This window comes from Acidimangrovimonas sediminis, from assembly GCF_002871005.1.
Classification (GTDB): domain Bacteria; phylum Pseudomonadota; class Alphaproteobacteria; order Rhodobacterales; family Rhodobacteraceae; genus Acidimangrovimonas; species Acidimangrovimonas sediminis.
In genome coordinates this window covers 1-15,816 of sequence record NZ_PHSN01000010.1, presented here as the reverse complement: position 1 = coordinate 15,816, position 15,816 = coordinate 1, and the positions used below count along the sequence as shown (strand labels likewise).

The following is a 15,816-nucleotide window of genomic DNA, read 5'->3' as shown; positions in this document are numbered from 1 at the left end:
TTACGCGCCGACCTCTGGTCCGCCCTCCGGATCGGGGGCAAGCACCCCCTCGGGCGTGGTCGCGCGCACCGCCCGCATCAACGCCTCGATCCCGCGGTCGAGCGCGGCGCGGTCCTCCGGCGCCATGGCGCCGAGGATCTCGGAGGCGCGCGCGTTGACCTCGTCAAAGGCCTGGGCAAAGAGCGTGCGGCCCTCCTCGGTGATGGAATATTCCCGCAACCGCCGGTCCGCCTTGGGAACCCGTCGGGTGATCATCTGCTTCTCCTCGAGCCGCTGCGCCGCCCGCGTCACCTGCACCTTGCCCAGCGTCGTCCGCCGCGCCAGTTCAAGCGACGAGATCCGCCCCGCCCCCTCGATCAGGAACAGAAGCCGCCACTCCTCGCGGGTGAGGCCGTAGTTCTGACCATAGACCGCCACAAGATTGCGCGAGAACGCCTCGGCCGCGACGGCAAGGCGATAGGGAAAGAAGGTCTCAAGCTGCACGCGGCCTCCCGGCGGTTCGTTTCATCCGCAACGGGATGATCAGAATCGAGCCGGTGCGTCAAGTCAATGGGCGGGCATCGGCGGAGAGGGCGGGGCCGGCGGGGGCGCTGCCCCCTGCACCCCCGGGATATTTTCGAGCAGAAAGGGAAGAGGGCCTGCCTTCTTCTGAGCGGAAATATCCCACGGGGGTGCGGGGGTGTGAAACCCCCGCGGATGTGGCGGGTGCGGGCGTGTGAACGCCGGCAGCCATGAGCGCCGCGATGTCGGGACGCCAAGAAAGACGATCTCTGCAACAGAGCCGCATCGTGGAAGATATCGGGAAAACCTGGAGCGGGTGAAGGGAATCGAACCCTCGTCGTAAGCTTGGGAAGCTTCTGCTCTACCATTGAGCTACACCCGCCCGGTTGCGGTTGAGGTACGCGAAGCCGCGGGCGCCGTCAAGCGCCGCTGCGCGGCCTCGCCGCGGAAAATCCCGCGGCGATAGAGGAGGCCGTGGCCCGCACCAGAGGCGCCACCCGCGCGACCTCGAGATCGTCGAGCGCGACCACGCCCACCGAGGCTTCGACCCCCGCCAGCCGCACCGGTGCCGCGATCCCGATGGCGCCGCGCTGCAGCTCTCCGCGGGTCACGCTGACGCCCTCGTTTCGGGCTGTCGCAATCGCCGGCGCCTCGCCCGGCGCGGCGGGCCGGCCGGCCAGGATCGCGATCCCCGCCGCACCGCGGGCCAGCGGGTGGCGGCTGCCGACCCGGTAGCCCACGCGGATCAGTCCCGCGTCGCTTTCCGATACCAGGACAGCCTCGGCATCGTCCCCCCGCGCGATCGACAGGAAGGCCGTCGCCGCCGCCTCCATCGCCAGCCGGTCGAGCGCCGGCCCCACCACGGCGCGCAGCTGCACGTCGACCCCCACGGCCAGCGCCAGCATCGCGCCGCCGGGCCGGATCCGGCCGCCCGGGCCCTTCGCGACGAACCCGTCCGCCTCCAGCGTCGCCACGATCCGGTAGACGTTCGCCCGGTTCAGCCCGAGGCGCTCCGCAAGCTCGGCCACCGAAAGCCCGCCCGGCGCCGCGGCGACGATCCTGAACGCCTCCATCCCGCGCTGCAGCGTCTGGAGGAGACCCGTCTCGGTGGCCTCCGCCTTTCCCGCCTTTTCCGTCATCTTCCTGCTCATGATCCCCTCATGATCCTCCCGCTGGCATAGTGTCACGGCGGCCCCTGCGCGGCGGCCCCTGCACGGCGGCCCTTGCGAAACTCGTTTCAAATGATACGATATATGAGACGATTTGTCCACTATGTGCAAATCCATCGCTCTGAGGGAGGATCCGATGACTGAGACCGCAGCCCCCGCCTGTCCTTTCCACCAGGCCGGCTCCGCGCAGAACCACCACGCGCAGGACGACCTTGACGCCCGCGCCCGTCATTTCGACGCCTTCGGCGCGCCCTACCAGGCCGACCCGGCCGAAGCGCTGCGCTGGTCGCGCGAGGAAAGGCCCGTCTTCTATTCCGAGGAAATGGGCTACTGGATCGTCACCCGCTACGACGACATCAAGGCGGTGTTTCGCGACAACATCCTGTTCTCGCCCAGGAATGTGCTGGAAAAGATCACCCCCGCCACGCCCGAGGCGGTGGAGATCCTGAAAAGCTACGATTACGCCATGGACCGCACCATGGTGAACGAGGACGAGCCCGCCCATATGATCCGCCGCCGCGCGCTGATGGATCATTTCCTTCCCGAGAACCTCGAGAAGAACAAGGAGATGATCCGCCAGCTGACGTCGGAGCGGATCGACGCCTTCATTGCCTCTGGCCGCACCGACCTGGTGGCGGCGATGCTCTATGAAGTCCCGCTGCTGGTGGCGCTGCACTTCCTCGGCGTGCCGGAGGACGAGATCGCGACGCTGCGCACCTTCTCGGTCGCGCATTCGGTGAACACCTGGGGCAAACCCTCGCCCGACAAGCAGGCCGAGGTCGCCCATGACGTCGGCCGCTTCTGGCAATACGCGGGCCGGGTGATCGAGAAGATGCGCGCCGAAACGGACGGCACCGGCTGGATGCACTACACCATCCGCAAGAACGCCGAGATCCCCGAGGTCGTGACCGACAGCTACGTCCACTCGATGATGATGGCGATCATCGTGGCGGCGCACGAGACGACCTCGCTCGCCTCGGCCAACATGTTCCGCCTGCTGCTGTCGAACCGGCCCGCCTGGGAAGAGATCTGCAACGACCCGGGCCTCATTCCCAACGCGGTCGAGGAATGCCTGCGCTACGGGGGGTCCATCGTCGCGTGGCGGCGCCAGACCACGGCCCCCGCGGTGGTCGGCGGGGTCGAGATCCCCGAGGGCGCGAAGCTGCTGATCGTGCAGACCTCGGGCAACCGTGACCCGCTGCATTTCGAGAATGCCGACGATTTCGACATCTACCGCAGTGACGCGGTGGACCACCTGTCCTTCGGCTACGGCGCACACCAGTGCATGGGCAAGAACATCGCCCGAATGGAAATGCGGATCTTCCTCGAGGAGATGACCCGCCGCATCCCCGGCCTCAGGCTGGCGGAGCAGGCGTTCAGCTACGTCCCCTCCACCTCGTTCCGCGGACCGGAGGCGCTCTGGGTCGAATGGGATCCGGCGCAGGTCCCCGAACGGGCCGGAAACGCCGCTCCGCACCCCGTACGCGATTTTGCCGTTGGCGCCCCCTCGGCGCGCGACATCGCGCGGCGGGTCCGCGTGGCCGAGGTGCGGCAGGAGGCCGAGGGCGTGCTTGGCGTGACGCTCGAGGACCCGCAGGGCCGCCCGCTGCCCGCCTGGACCGCAGGCGCCCATGTCGAGCTCTGCGATGGCACGGTCGAGCGCAAGTACTCGCTCTGCGGCCGGCCCGGCGCGGGCTATTCGGTGGCGATCCTGCGCGAGGAGACCGGCAAGGGCGGCTCGCGCCACTTCCACGAGCGGCTCAGGCCCGGAACGGAACTGCGCCTGCGCGGGCCCGGCAACCACTTCCGGCTGGACGAGACCCGGCCCCACACGATGCTCGTGGCCGGCGGCATCGGCATCACCCCGATCCTCGCCATGGCCGACCGGCTGAAGATCCTCGGCCGCAGCTACGAGATCCACTACGCCGGGCGGTCGCGCGGCCGGATGGCCTTCCTCGACCGGCTGGCGGCCGACCACGGCGATCGCCTGACGCTGCACGTGGGCGACGAGGGCACCCGGGCCGACCTCGCCGCCATCGTGGCGAGCCTGCCCGAAGGCGGCCAGATCTTCGCCTGCGGCCCGGCGCGGATGCTCTCCGCGCTCGACGACCTGACCGCGGACCACCCCGAGGGCACCTACCGCTTCGAACATTTCCAGGCCGCCAGCGCCCTCCTCGACCCCGGGGCGGAACATGGCTTCACGCTGGATCTGGCCGACAGCGGCCTCACCGTGACGGTGGCCCCCGACGAAACCGTCCTCGACGCACTGGCCGCCGCGGGGGTCGATGTCGCCTGCGACTGCCGCGAGGGCCTGTGCGGCAGCTGCGAAGTCGCGGTGCTCGAGGGCGAGATCGATCACCGCGACGCCGTCCTTACACGGTCCGAACGCGCGGGCATGACCCGGATGATGACCTGCTGTTCGCGCGCCAGGGGGGCGAAACTGAAGCTCGCCCTCTGATCCCGGCGCCAGTGCCGGCGGAGATTGCGGCGCAGGGGTTTCTCACCTCCGCACGCGCCGCATCCGCGGGGGTTTCACACCCCCGCACCCCCGTGGGATATTTCCACTCAGAAGAAGGCAGCCCCTCTTCCCTTTCTGCTCGAAAATATCCCGGGGGTGCAGGGGGCAGCGCCCCCGCCGGCCCGCCGCATCAGCTTGCGCCGCGATGCGGATCTGGGAACCCGATAGGCCCGCCGTCGGAGCTCAGCCCCGTGCCCGCGCGCGCCCCGCACGCCCGCCAGAACGCCCGCCGCGACCGCCCGAGGCTGCTGCTGCGGCCGAGGCTTCGGCGAAGCTCTGGCCCCCGTCGACCGCCTCGACCACCCGCGAGAAGCGGATCCAGTCACCGCCGTTCGCATCGTGGTTCATGAGGAAGTTCGCCGCGCGGATCGCCTCCATCTCGGCCTTGCGGATCGGGTTCATGATCGCGCTCGTCATCCCCGCCGCGATCGCCATTGGTAGGAAGGCCGCATTGATCCCGTGGCGGTTCGGCAGCCCGAAGGAGATGTTCGAGGCGCCGCAGGTGGTGTTTACCCCCAGCTCCTCGCGCAGCCGCTTGACCAGGGCAAAGACCTGCAGGCCTGCCGTGTCCTTCGCGCCCACCGGCATCACCAGCGGGTCGACCACGATGTCATGCGCCGGGATGCCGAAATCCGCCGCGCGCTCGACGATCTTCTTCGCGACCGCGAAGCGCACGTCCGGATCGTCCGAGATCCCGGTGTCGTCGTTCGAGATCGCCACCACCGGTACCTTGTACTTGGCGATCAGCGGCAGCACCTTTTCCAGCCGCTCCTCTTCGCCGGTGACCGAGTTGACCAGCGGGCGCCCCTCGCAGACCGCAAGGCCCGCCTCCAGCGCACCAGGGACCGAGCTGTCGATACAGAGCGGCACGTCCACGACCGCCTGCACCCGTGCGCAAAGTTCGCGCATCAGCGGCGGCTCGACGAAGTTGTTGTCGGCATAGCGCGGATCCTCGGCCATCTTGTTCGAGAACACCGCGCCCGAGTTCACGTCGAGCACCATCGCCCCGCAGGCCACCTGTTCCAGCGCGTCGCGCTCCACGGTCGAGAAATCGCCCAGCTCCAGCTCGGCCGCCAGCTTCTTGCGGCCGGTGGGGTTGATCCGTTCGCCGATCACGCAGAACGGCTCGTCGAAGCCGATCACCACGGTCTTAGACTTCGATTCGAGTACGGTGCGGGTGCTCATGTCGTCTGTCCTTCCTGCCTCATGCGGCGCCGAGCAGCGGCTCGAGCGCGGGGTCGGTGAAATCCTGGATCGTCAGATGTGCGCCGGCCTGGCGCAGGTCCTGGTCGGACAGCGAGGAGCGGACGCCCACGGTGAACGCGCCCGAGCGGCGGGCGGCGCGGGCGCCCGAGGGGCTGTCCTCGAAGGCGATGGCACGGTCGGGGGTGACGCCGAGGTGACGCATCGCCTCCTGGTAGGGGAACGGGTCGGGCTTGGAGCGGCCGAGGGCGGCGCCCGAGACGATCAGGTCGAAATGGCGGGCGAGGCCGGTCGCCTCCAGCGTCGCCTCGGCATTGGCGGGGGGCGCGTTGGTGACGATGGCGCGGCGCCAGCCCTCCGCCTCGGCCCGCGCGAGCAGGGCGGAAAGGCCCGCGGTCGGCGGAAAGGGGGTGGGCAGGCTGGCGCGGAAGGTGGCTTCCTTCTCGGCACTGAGGGCCCGGTGGTCGGGATGATCGGGCAGGAAATGCGCGAAGATAGCGGCGTTGGAGCTGCCGATCACGTGGCGGCTGTAGAAATCCTCCTCCAGCGCGACGCCGTGGGCGGTGAAGAGCGCGCGAAAGACCGTCTCGTGGATCGGGTCGGTATGCGCGACCGTCCCGTCCAGATCGAAAAGCAGCGTGTCGCGCATTCTTCCCCCGTTCCGCGCCTCTTCTGCGCCCGTCCCGTCGCGGTGTCGTGCCGCCGGACCATCCCCCGCGCCGTGCGGCGGGGGTTATGCCTGTGCGTGGGCCTGGTCGCGCGCGGGCACGCCCGACGTGCCCCCGTGCGCCGTGGTCCAGCCGGCGCAGGTCTTGATACCGCCGAGCGGAAAGAAATGCACGGCCTCGATGCCGAAGCCCGGATAGCGGGCCTTGTGGGCGGCGAGATCGGCCACGAACTGGTCCGGCTCGAACGGCAGCAGAAGCTTGGAGACGTCGCGGGCGCGCTTCTGAAGAACCTTGAGCGAGGGGCCGACGCCGCAGGCGATGGCGAACTTGATCAGGGTCTGGAGCTTGGCGGGGCCGGCCACGCCGATATGGATCGGCAGGTCGATCCCCTCTACCGCCAGCCGGTCGGCCCAGGCGATCACGGGGGCGGCGTCGAAGGCGAATTGCGTGGCCAGCGCCATCTTCGCGTCGGTACGCTCGGAGAAGGCCGCCTTCCAGCGCAGCGCGTCCATCACGTTGGCATCGCCGCCGTCGGGGTCGATGTCGCGGTTGCCCTCCGGGTGGCCCGCGATGTGCAGCCGGGTGAAGCCGTCGAACAGGCCGGTCTCGATCAGCTGCATGGAATTGTCGAACACGCCCGCGGGCCGGGCCACGCCACCGCCCAGCAACAGGGCCTGGTCGACCCCGGCCTCGCCCTTGTACCGGGCGAGCCAGTCGGCAAGTTGCGCCCGGTCGCGGATGATCCGGGCCGGCAGATGCGGCATCACGGCATAGCCTTCGCGCGCCAGCCGCGCCGCGGTCGCCACCATGTCCTCGATCGGTGTGCCGTCGATATGGGCGATGTAGACCCGAGTGCCCGCGGGCAGCAGGTCGCGGAAATCCTCGATCTTCTCGGCGGTGCGGGGCATCACCTCGATCGAGAAGCCCTTGAGGAAGGCCTCCACCTCGGCCGAGGCTGCGCGCTCCTGCAAGGCCGCATCCTGCCGCGGATCGGGGCGCCGGAAATTGAGAAGGGCCATCAGAGCCTCCCTGAGGGTGAACACGGGGGTGCGGGACGATCCGCGGGGCGAACGAGGGGGCAACCGGGCGTCAGGCCCAGCCGTCATTGTCGATCAGCGTCTTCAGGCGCTGGCTGTCGTATTCCGTCTCGAGGCGGGAAAGTTCCGCCGCGAGCACCTCTTCGGGATCGCCCGCCACCTCGTAGGGGGCGGCCTTGCGCCATTCGGCGAGATAGGCGTCGGTCTCCTGTGCGCCGACCTTCATGGCGCAGCGGTCGATCGCCTGTTCGAAGCGTTCGGGCAGCGGCCGCTTGGCGCCGCGGCGGCCCTTGCCGACGATGACCTGGGCCGGGATGTCGCGCCATGAGACGATCGTGACTTCGGGCATGTCGGGTTTCCTCCGTCCTTGGCTTCTTCTCTACGGCGGGCGGGGCGGCGCCCCTCGTCGGATTTCGACATTTCCGGCGCGATAGGCGACCTTGGGGGCGGTCCCGGCCCGGCGGACACGGCATTGCGGGCGACGCGCGGTTTCGTGAAGAGGAGGCGCCGACCCCTTGGCGCCCCTCTGCGGGCACGGCGCACGCGCCTTCGCCGGCGTATTTCCGGCGCGAAAGACGCGAAGCAGGTGGGCACCTGCGGTGGCCGTGCCACTTTATTCAGCCTTTCGTCGATCCCCGGGCGCTTGCACGCGGGGGCGGGCGGGGCTACCTTGGGGGCAACTTGAGTTGGAGGGCGACGAGATGACGCCCGAGCGTCCCGAAGGGGAGGGCGCGTTCCCGGAGTCGGCAGAGCCGCACATTGCCGTCGCAGGCCCCGATCCGGTGGAGCCGACCCGCACCCCTTCCATAGATCCCGCGCTTTATGCGGCGCTGGATCTCGGCACGAACAGTTGCCGCATGCTGATTGCCCGCCCGCGCGGCAGCCAGTTCCACGTGCTTGACAGCTTTTCCAAGGCGGTTCAGCTGGGCGTGGGGCTGGAGGCCTCGGGGCGGCTGAGCCGGGCGTCCATGGGGCGCACCGTGCAGGCGCTGCGGATCTGCCAGAAGAAGATCGAGAAGCATGGCGTCGGCCGGATGCGCCTTGTCGCGACGGAGGCCTGTCGGCGCGCCCGCAACGCGCGCGACTTCATGCGTCACGTCCAGCGCGAGACCGGGCTCAGCCTCGAGATCATCGCGCCGGAGGAAGAGGCGCGCCTTGCCGTCGTCTCTTGCGCGCCGCTGGTCTCGAAGCGGACCGAGGAGCTGCTGGTCGTGGACATCGGCGGCGGCTCGACCGAGCTGGTCTGGCTCGACCTGTCCAAGGTGCCGCCGGGGGAGAAGTCGCGTTCCATCATGCGGCTTTACGCGGGGTTCTCGCCACGCGACGATATCGGGCCGGTGGCGCGGATGGTGGATTGGATCAGCGTGCCGCTGGGTGTGGCCACGCTGCGCGACCAGTTCACCGATGTCGACGACGACAGCGCCCGTTTCGCGCTGATGAGCTGGTTCTTCGAGGAGAAGCTGGCCGATTTCAGCCCCTACAACGCCGAAACCCCGCGCGAGGGGTTCCAGATCATCGGCACCTCGGGCACCGTGACCACGGTTGCGGCCTCGTTCCTCGGGCTGAAGCGCTATGACCGCAACAAGGTGGACGGGCTGCGGATGACCTCGGACCAGATCGACGCGGTGATCCGCGACTACCTCAGCCTCGGGCCCGAGGGGCGGCGCAGCGATCCGCGGATCGGGCGCGACCGGCACGCGCTGATCATGTCCGGCGCCGCGATCCTGCAGGCGCTGATGCGGGTCTGGCCCACGGATCGCCTCTCGGTCGCCGACCGGGGCCTGCGCGAGGGGCTGCTCTACGCCCAGATGTGCGCCGACGGAGTGTTGGAGGAAGGACCCTATTAATGCTTGCCGGGCGCCGCGGCCCGGGGTAGGGGGCGGCGAACGAAAGGGATTGTCGTGACGGGATCGAAGGGCAGCAAGGGCGGCGGCGAGAAGAAGACCAGCGGGCGCGGGGCACGTGACCTGCGGGTCAAGGTCAAGACCGCGCGGGGGCGCAGGCTGTCCTCGACCCTCTGGCTGGAACGCCAGCTGAACGACCCCTACGTCAAGCGCGCCCGGGCCGAAGGGTACCGCGGGCGGGCGGCCTTCAAGATCCTCGAACTGGACGAGAAATACGGCTTCCTCGTGCCCGGGGCGCGGGTGGTCGACCTCGGCTGCGCGCCCGGCGGCTGGTGCCAGGTGGCGGTGCCGCGCGTCAACGCGCTCGGCGAGAAGAAGGGCAAGCCCGTGGGCACGGTTCTGGGCATCGACCTGCAGGAGGTCGAGCCGATCGCGGGGGCCGAGATCCATCAGCTGGATTTCCTCGAGGAAGGCGCCGACGACAAGGTCAAGGCCTGGCTCGGTGGCAAGGCCGACGTGGTGATGTCGGACATGGCCGCATCGTCCTCGGGGCACAAGCAGACGGACCATATCCGGATCGTGGCCCTGTGCGAGGCCGCCGCCGAACTGGCCTTCGACGTGCTGGAGGAAGGCGGGACCTTCGTCGCCAAGGTGCTGGCGGGGGGCGCCGAGAACGAGTTGCAGGCGCTGCTGAAGCGCGCCTTCAAGAAGGTCGCGAACGTCAAGCCGCCGGCCAGCCGCGCCGACAGCTCCGAGAAGTTCGTGGTCGCCACCGGTTTCCGCGGGCGTCCCGACGACGGGCACGGGGCCGAGGCCATGGACCAGGACGAAGACTGACACTGGACGCGCGGCCCAATGCGCCCCACATAAGGGGCAACGCGAAGGGGAGCCCCATGACCAGAACCTATGCCAAGAGCGCCGAGGCCGTCGCCCGCCTGACACCGGAACAATACCGGGTCACGCAGGAAAGCGGGACCGAGCGGCCCTTCATGAACGAATTCCACGACTTCAAGGGCGAGGGCCTCTATGTCGACGTGGTGTCGGGCGAGCCGCTCTTCACCAGCCTCGACAAGTTCGACAGCCATTGCGGCTGGCCCAGCTTCACCAGGCCGGTCGAGAACGACCACGTGGTCGAGCTGACCGACCGCACCCACGGCATGGTGCGGACCGAGGTCCGCTCGTCCCACGGCGACAGTCACCTGGGCCACGTGTTCCCCGACGGGCCGCGCGACCGGGGCGGCCTGCGCTATTGCATCAACTCGGCCTCGCTGCGGTTCATCCCGGTCGCGGAGCTGGAGGCCGAGGGCTACGGCGATTACGCCCATCTCTTCGAGGAGGATGTGAAATGACCGAGAAAGCCATTCTTGCCGGCGGCTGCTTCTGGGGCATGCAGGACCTGATCCGCAAGCTCCCCGGGGTCGAGGCGACCCGCGTCGGTTACTCCGGCGGCGACGTGCCGAACGCCACCTACCGCAACCACGGCACCCATGCCGAGGCGATCGAGATCGTCTTCGATCCTGCCCGCATCAGCTATCGCGAGCTTCTGGAATTCTTCTTCCAGATCCACGACCCGACCACCGTGAACCGCCAGGGAAACGATCGCGGCATGTCCTACCGCTCGGCGATCTACACTCTCTCGGACGACCAGAAGGCCGTCGCGCTGGACACGATCGCCGATGTCGAGGCCTCGGGCCTCTGGCCCGGCAAGGTCGTGACCGAGGTCGAACCCGCGGGCGATTTCTGGGAGGCCGAGCCCGAGCATCAGGATTACCTCGAACGGATCCCTAACGGCTATACCTGTCACTTCCCGCGCGCGGACTGGGTGCTACCGAAACGCAGCGCGGCAGAGTGACCCGCCTTCGTGATCTGCCTTTCATTGTTCCCTTAAATACGCAGGGCCCGGCCCCGCCGTTGCAGGCGTATTTGGGGAACAATGAAGATCAGCCGAGCTTGCCCAGGGCGACCGCCAGGTCGCCATATCCGGTGAACCGCCGCTCGTAGGCAAGGCCGAGGCGGCGGGCGCAGTCTTCGGCCCTGGCGTCAAGCGCCGGGTCCTCGGTCTGGGCCTGGTAGACGAGCCTGTCGTAATTGCCGAAGAGCATGTCGCGCAGCTCCGGGTGGCTGTCGAGGCCCATCGGTTTCCAGACGAAGGCGTCGAACTGCCGGACCAGGAAATCCGTCAGGTAGAAGGCGGTGAATTCCTCTTCCGCCTTGGCGGCGAAGGCCGCGTTGCCTTCGAAGAACGAGTAGCAATGGGGGCCTTCGATCATCTCGACGCCCAATTGCGTGCAGGTCTGCTGCAACAGCCCGCCAGTGCCGCAATCCGCGTAGACCACGAACACGGTGTCGTAGCGCGCGCGGTCCTCCGTCACCGCCGCTTCGATGGCGGCGGGGATTCGGTCGGGCCAGAGGTGGAGCTTCGCGGGCAGGCAGCGCAGGTCCATGTGGTCCCAGCCGTTGATCCGCTTCAGCGCGAGGATCTCGTGCGCCAGCGCGCCGCAGGCGATCAGCAGGATCCGTCCCGCCAGCTCCGGCGCCAGGCCCTCGTCTGAAAGAGCGGTGTCCGAAAGCGTGGCGTCGGAGGGCCGGGCGGCTGTCATCGCTTGCGCTCGAGCGCGAGGCGCAGGCACAGGAGCACGGCGATCGCCACGAAGGCGCCGCCCTTGATCCCGATGGCGCCCTGTACCCAGTAGGCGACGCCCAGCGTCAGCGCCGCGGCGGCGATCACCAGCATCAGGAGCGAGGAAAAGCGGTAGGCGGGCATGGCAATCTCCCTTTGCCTCCGATCTGGGCCGGGGCGAGGGCCATTGCAACCCTGCGCGCAGGGAAGAAAAGTGCCCCGGCAGCCAGGCCGCCGGGGCGAGGCAGTGCAGGGGCGTCAGGCGCCCATGCTGTTGTGCTTGCGCGCGACAAAGGTTTTCGCCGTCTCGACCGCCACCGCGGCGTCGCGGCAATAGGCGTCGGCGCCGATCGCGCGGCCGAATTCCTCGTTCAGGGGGGCGCCGCCGACGAGAACGATGTAATCCTCTCGCATGCCCTTTTCCTTCAGCGTGTCGATCACGACCTTCATGTAGGGCATGGTCGTGGTCAGCAGGGCCGACATCCCGAGGATGTCGGGCTGTTCGCTTTCCAGCGCCTCGAGGTATTTCTCGACCGCGTTGTTGATGCCGAGGTCGACCACCTCGAAGCCCGCGCCTTCCATCATCATGGCGACGAGGTTCTTGCCGATGTCGTGGATGTCGCCCTTGACGGTGCCGATCACCATCTTGCCCATGCGCGGCGCGCCGGTCTCGGCCAGCAGCGGCTTGAGGATGAACATCCCCGCCTTCATCGCGTTGGCCGCCAGAAGGACCTCGGGCACGAAGAGGATACCGTCGCGGAAGTCGTCGCCGACGATCTTCATCCCGCCGACCAGGGCCTTGGTCAGCACGTCATAGGGCACCCAGCCGCGCCCCAGGAGGATGTTGACGCCCTCCTCGATCTCTTCCTTCAGGCCGTCGTAGAGGTCGTCGTGCATCTGCAGCACGAGCTCGTCGTCCGACAGTTCGGAAAGGATGATCTCGTCGTCTTCGTCGGCCATGGTCGCGCTCCGCCAGAGGATCTCGCGCCCATCTACGTACAAACCGGGGCGCCCGGAGCGCCAGTTTGCGACTTCCGCGCGGACGCAGGCGACCTGTTGCCGCAGGTTGAGGGCGCCGAGGCGGACATCGCCCCGCCGCCGCCGCCGTCGCGCTGTCCGGTCAGGCGGGGCCGGGGCGTCCCGGGAGGGCAGGCCGTTGTGCCGCTATCACGCGCGCGACCTTTGCGCCGTCGGGCAGGGGGCGGGTCGTGGATCGTGGAGGTGCCCGTCTTGAAATGTTCTTCAAATGTTCTATTCTCGCCCCCATGGACGAGACGCTTTCCCCCTGGCTCCGCACCCCGGGCCGCGCCGCAGGATCGAACGCTGAAGGGCGGTTCGAGGGGCAGGCGCGCGCGGCTTTCGACGACGGGTGGGACCTGCCCGAGGACGCCCGCGTCCTGCGCACCGAGGTGCGGATCGAACGCCCGCGCTCGGCGATCACCCGCAATACCTCGCCCGATATCCCGTTCGACCGTTCGATCAACCCCTACCGCGGGTGCGAACACGGCTGCATCTACTGTTTCGCCCGGCCCAGCCATGCGTACCTCAACCTTTCGCCGGGGCTGGATTTCGAGACCCGGCTGATCGCCCGACCGGGGATCGGTGCGGTGCTGGAGCGCGAGCTTCGGGCAAGGTCCTACACGCCCGGCCCCATCGCCATCGGCACCAACACCGACCCGTACCAGCCGATCGAGGCCGAGCATCGCGTGATGCGCGAGGTGCTGGAGGTCCTTTCGGCTTTCCGCCACCCGGTGACCATCGTCACCAAGGGCGCGATGATCGAGCGTGACCTCGACCTGCTGGCACCGATGGCCGCGCAGGGGCTGGCGCATGTGGGAATTTCCGTCACCACGCTCGACGACGGTCTCAGCCGTGCGATGGAGCCGCGCGCGCCACGCCCCGCGCGCCGCCTGCAGGCGATCCGGAGGCTGTCCGGGGCCGGGGTTCCGGTGCGCGTGATGGTGGCGCCGGTGGTGCCCGGCCTCACCGATACTGAGACCGAGGCGATTCTCGATGCCGCCGCCGCGGCCGGGGCGACCTCCGCCTCATGGATCATGTTGCGACTGCCGCGCGAGGTGGCGCCGTTGTTCCGCGACTGGCTGGCCACGCATTACCCCGACCGCGCGGCGCGCGTCATGGGGCGGGTGCGCGATCTGCACGGCGGGCAGGATTACGATCCGGAATGGGGCAAACGCATGACGGGGCAGGGCACCTGGTCCGATCTTGCCCGCCAGCGCTTTCGCCGGGCCGCCGCCCGCACCGGCCTTGACGGTCGCGCGGCCCCGCTCCGCACCGATCTCTTCGCCCCGCCGCCGCGTCCCGGCGACCAGCTGAGCCTGGCGCTCTGAGATGCGCCCCGGGCCCGTGGCGCGTCAGGGCGCCCGCCCGCGGCCCGCACTCACCGAAAAGACCCGAACGACATCGCCGTCCGGCCCCTTGTTCTTTCTTGTAGAAATACTCCACGGGGGTGCGGGGGTGTGAAACCCCCGCGGATGCGGCGGATGCGGCGGGTGCTGGGGCGGGGAACCCCCGCGGATGCGCCATTCCCGGTCACAAACGCGCGTCGCGGCTTGGCGCTCAGCCCCGACGCCGCCCGCGACGTTCGCGCGCGGGGCCGGCCTCGTCGCCGGTCCCGTCGGAGGCCGAGGAAAAGCCGCCCAGCGTCTCGGCGATCTGGTCGAGCGTCGGGCGGGGCCCGCGTGGCCGCTCCACCAGCGCCTTGTGCATCGCCGCCAGATGTTCGGGCATCGTGCCGCAGCATCCGCCGATGATCCTGGCGCCGGCGTCGCGGGCCAGCACGGCGTATTCCGCCATCAGCTCGGGCGTGCCGTCGTAATGGATATGGCCGTCGTGGAACTTCGGGATCCCGGCGTTGCCCTTGGCGATGATCGGCCGCTCCGTCCCCTGGGCGGCAAAGCCCAGCACGGTGCGCATCAGGTCCGACGCCCCCACGCCGCAATTCGCGCCGAAGGCCAGCGGCGGATTGGGCAGCCCCTCGACCAGCGCCGCGAAGGCGGCCGAGGTCACGCCCATCATCGTCCGCCCCGCGGTGTCGAAGCTCATCGTGCCGCACCAGGGCATGCCGGCCAGCGCGGCCGCCTCGGCCGCGGCCTTGTATTCCTCGGGGGCCGAGATCGTCTCGACCCAGAGCACGTCGACCCCGCCGGCCTTCAGCCCCTCGGCCTGTTCGTGGAACATCTCGACGGCCAGCTCGTGGGTAAGGTTGCCCATCGGCTGCATGATCTCTCCGGTTGGACCCATGGAGCCGGCCACGACGACCGGCCGCCCGGCGGCATCGGCCACCTCGCGGCCCAGCTCCGCCGCCACCCGGTTCAGCTCCGCCACCCGGTCCTGCGCGTCATGCAGCTTCAGCCGCGCCGCGTTGCCGCCGAAGGAATTGGTGAGAAAGATGTCCGACCCCGCATCAACCGCACCACGATAGAGCGTGCGGATGTTGTCCGGCCGGTCGACGTTCCACAACTCCGGCGGCTCGCCCGAACTCAGCCCCATGTTGAACAGGTTGGTCCCGGTGGCGCCATCGGCCATCAGCCAGTCGCGCTCGGCCAGAAGCTTGGACAGAAGGTCGCTCATCGGTGTCTCCCTTGGTCGGATCGGGGCGTCGGATCTGGGCCTGCGCTGCACCGCGAACGAACAGGGGCGCGCAGGGCAGGGTGTGCCACGCGCGGCCCGTCAGGGCAATTCGATTCAGTGCGCCGCCATCCGGGCGCGCCTGTGCCGGTTCAGTTCTCGGCCAGAAGCTGGCCCTTGGCGACCGACAGAAGCTCCGACATCTTCAGCCGGATATCCGCGGCCGAGGCCTTGCCGTCGAGATCGGCCACCACCCTGCGCACCACATCCTCGTGGCCCGGCTCGGCGAAATCGGCCTTGACCACGGTCAGGGCATAATCGCTCGCCGCCGTGCCGGTCAGGCCCATCATCTCGGCGGCCCAGAGGCCGAGCAGCTTGTTGCGCCGCGCCTCGGCGCGGAACTGCATCTCGGCATCATGGGCGAACTTGGATTCGAACGCATTCTCGCGGTCGTCGAAGGTGGTCATCGGGGGGCCTCCCTGTGCATGTTTCCCGACGCAGTCGGATAAGGGGTGATGCGCGTCCTTCAAGATATGCCCACGCAAGGATGATGCCGCAAGTCCCGGAGGTTGGACAATGATCCAGCACATGGCCACGCCTCCATGCTTCCGAGGTCACTGCGCAGGAAGCAAGGATGCGCCGCCGCCCCGGTCCCACTTTCTGCTCGC

17 protein-coding genes and 1 tRNA gene are annotated in these 15,816 nt (G+C 68.9%); 6 read left to right on the top strand and 12 right to left on the bottom strand.

Features of this window, described 5'->3' with window-relative positions; genetic code table 11:
- The 3 genes from CVV76_RS10165 to CVV76_RS10155 form a co-directional block, all read right to left on the bottom strand.
- Positions 1–483, bottom strand: coding sequence for a MarR family winged helix-turn-helix transcriptional regulator (locus tag CVV76_RS10165; RefSeq protein ID WP_102224541.1), 483 nt, complete (start codon positions 481–483; stop codon positions 1–3).
- A gap of 326 nt (positions 484–809) precedes the next feature.
- A tRNA-Gly gene (locus tag CVV76_RS10160) sits at positions 810–883 on the bottom strand.
- Between the two features lie 37 nt (positions 884–920).
- Positions 921–1,652, bottom strand: coding sequence for an IclR family transcriptional regulator (locus CVV76_RS10155; RefSeq protein ID WP_199178559.1), 732 nt, complete (start codon positions 1,650–1,652; stop codon positions 921–923).
- A 154-nt stretch (positions 1,653–1,806) separates the two neighbouring features.
- On the opposite strand from CVV76_RS10155, the gene CVV76_RS10150 reads away from it, so the two are divergent.
- Positions 1,807–4,128, top strand: a complete 2,322-nt coding sequence (locus CVV76_RS10150; RefSeq protein WP_102224540.1) for a cytochrome P450/oxidoreductase — start codon at positions 1,807–1,809, stop codon at positions 4,126–4,128.
- A 243-nt stretch (positions 4,129–4,371) separates the two neighbouring features.
- Here CVV76_RS10150 and CVV76_RS10145 read toward each other — a convergent pair whose 3' ends face one another.
- From CVV76_RS10145 to CVV76_RS10130, 4 genes are all read right to left on the bottom strand, one after another.
- Complete coding sequence (locus CVV76_RS10145) at positions 4,372–5,373, bottom strand: methyltetrahydrofolate cobalamin methyltransferase (RefSeq protein ID WP_102224539.1); 1,002 nt, start codon at positions 5,371–5,373, stop codon at positions 4,372–4,374.
- A 19-nt stretch (positions 5,374–5,392) separates the two neighbouring features.
- The gene (locus tag CVV76_RS10140) at positions 5,393–6,040 is read right to left on the bottom strand and encodes an HAD family hydrolase (protein WP_102224538.1); all 648 of its coding nucleotides are present in this window, start codon (positions 6,038–6,040) and stop codon (positions 5,393–5,395) included.
- 84 nt (positions 6,041–6,124) lie between these two features.
- Entirely contained in the window at positions 6,125–7,078 is a 954-nt protein-coding gene (locus tag CVV76_RS10135) for a methylenetetrahydrofolate reductase (RefSeq protein ID WP_102224537.1), read from the bottom strand.
- A 70-nt stretch (positions 7,079–7,148) separates the two neighbouring features.
- Positions 7,149–7,445, bottom strand: coding sequence for a virulence factor (locus tag CVV76_RS10130; protein ID WP_102224536.1), 297 nt, complete (start codon positions 7,443–7,445; stop codon positions 7,149–7,151).
- Between the two features lie 352 nt (positions 7,446–7,797).
- Between CVV76_RS10130 and CVV76_RS10125 the strand changes: the two genes are divergently transcribed.
- The 4 genes from CVV76_RS10125 to msrA are packed head-to-tail and all read left to right on the top strand — an operon-like array spanning position 7,798 to position 10,792.
- Complete coding sequence (locus tag CVV76_RS10125) at positions 7,798–8,943, top strand: Ppx/GppA phosphatase family protein (protein ID WP_102224535.1); 1,146 nt, start codon at positions 7,798–7,800, stop codon at positions 8,941–8,943.
- Positions 8,944–8,997: 54 nt separating this feature from the next.
- The gene (locus CVV76_RS10120) at positions 8,998–9,777 is read left to right on the top strand and encodes an RlmE family RNA methyltransferase (RefSeq protein WP_102224534.1); all 780 of its coding nucleotides are present in this window, start codon (positions 8,998–9,000) and stop codon (positions 9,775–9,777) included.
- Positions 9,778–9,833: 56 nt separating this feature from the next.
- On the top strand, positions 9,834–10,289 hold the full coding sequence (msrB, locus tag CVV76_RS10115) for a peptide-methionine (R)-S-oxide reductase MsrB (RefSeq protein ID WP_102224533.1): 456 nt from the start codon (positions 9,834–9,836) through the stop codon (positions 10,287–10,289).
- Positions 10,286–10,792 carry a peptide-methionine (S)-S-oxide reductase MsrA gene (msrA, locus tag CVV76_RS10110; protein ID WP_102224532.1) on the top strand — a complete coding sequence of 169 codons (507 nt, stop codon included), beginning with the start codon at positions 10,286–10,288 and terminating at the stop codon, positions 10,790–10,792. Before msrB ends, msrA begins: the two co-directional genes overlap by 4 nt.
- 88 nt (positions 10,793–10,880) lie before the next feature.
- Here msrA and CVV76_RS10105 read toward each other — a convergent pair whose 3' ends face one another.
- The 3 genes from CVV76_RS10105 to CVV76_RS10100 form a co-directional block, all read right to left on the bottom strand.
- Positions 10,881–11,540, bottom strand: coding sequence for a DUF1638 domain-containing protein (locus CVV76_RS10105; protein WP_102224531.1), 660 nt, complete (start codon positions 11,538–11,540; stop codon positions 10,881–10,883).
- The gene (locus CVV76_RS24960; protein ID WP_158243129.1) at positions 11,537–11,704 is read right to left on the bottom strand and encodes a hypothetical protein; all 168 of its coding nucleotides are present in this window, start codon (positions 11,702–11,704) and stop codon (positions 11,537–11,539) included. The genes CVV76_RS10105 and CVV76_RS24960 overlap by 4 nt, the downstream gene beginning before the upstream one ends.
- Positions 11,705–11,818: 114 nt before the next feature.
- Positions 11,819–12,520 (bottom strand): corrinoid protein, encoded by a 702-nt coding sequence (locus tag CVV76_RS10100; RefSeq protein WP_102224530.1) that lies wholly within the window; start codon positions 12,518–12,520, stop codon positions 11,819–11,821.
- Between the two features lie 305 nt (positions 12,521–12,825).
- On the opposite strand from CVV76_RS10100, the gene CVV76_RS10095 reads away from it, so the two are divergent.
- Positions 12,826–13,908, top strand: a complete 1,083-nt coding sequence (locus CVV76_RS10095; protein WP_199178558.1) for a PA0069 family radical SAM protein — start codon at positions 12,826–12,828, stop codon at positions 13,906–13,908.
- 229 nt (positions 13,909–14,137) lie between these two features.
- Here the strand turns inward: CVV76_RS10095 and bmt are convergent, their stop codons facing one another.
- Both bmt and CVV76_RS10085 read right to left on the bottom strand, forming a co-directional pair.
- A complete protein-coding gene (bmt, locus tag CVV76_RS10090) occupies positions 14,138–15,151 on the bottom strand; it encodes a betaine--homocysteine S-methyltransferase (protein ID WP_102224528.1) in 1,014 nt (337 codons plus the stop codon).
- Positions 15,152–15,300: 149 nt separating this feature from the next.
- On the bottom strand, positions 15,301–15,615 hold the full coding sequence (locus CVV76_RS10085; RefSeq protein WP_102224527.1) for a DUF1476 domain-containing protein: 315 nt from the start codon (positions 15,613–15,615) through the stop codon (positions 15,301–15,303).
- Positions 15,616–15,816: the final 201 nt, after the last annotated feature.